Origin of the sequence: Citrobacter sp. Igbk 17, from assembly GCF_028069775.1 — a bacterium.
In the GTDB taxonomy this organism is placed as follows: domain Bacteria; phylum Pseudomonadota; class Gammaproteobacteria; order Enterobacterales; family Enterobacteriaceae; genus Citrobacter.
Genome location: NZ_JANEWI010000102.1, coordinates 1 through 399, shown reverse-complemented (window position 1 = coordinate 399; position 399 = coordinate 1). Strand labels below are relative to the sequence as shown.

The following is a 399-nucleotide window of genomic DNA, read 5'->3' as shown; positions in this document are numbered from 1 at the left end:
TGGTCGTCGAATGGCCTGGCATACTCACGCCAACGTTAATGTATTCGTCAGACCATCCACGATATTCACCGGTAGAAGGTTCATAATAATAAACGCGAATTTCACCAGCCTGAGTCGCCAGTCCGTTTTCATCAAAAGTCAGTGTCATTATTTAGCCCTCACCAGGAAGTTCCATGCAATGTTTCGTGGGCGTACTTTTGCAAAGTTTGCGCCGTCAGAGTTGTTTACTTGTCCTGGGTTTTTTGCCACTGACCAGCCAGAGGATACGCTCTGTCCATCATCGTTTGAAACGGAGATTTGACCCAGACCAGGCTGGTTAGCATTTTCACCCAGTAAGAGGTTAATTGCGGATGCATCCTGTGCTGACAGAAGTGCTCGTCCACTATCCACCCCTCGACC

1 pseudogene is annotated in these 399 nt (G+C 48.4%); it reads right to left on the bottom strand.

Features of this window, described 5'->3' with window-relative positions:
• Positions 1-148: pseudogene (locus NNO08_RS22980) on the bottom strand (tail fiber assembly protein); the annotation flags it as partial.
• Positions 149-399: the final 251 nt, after the last annotated feature.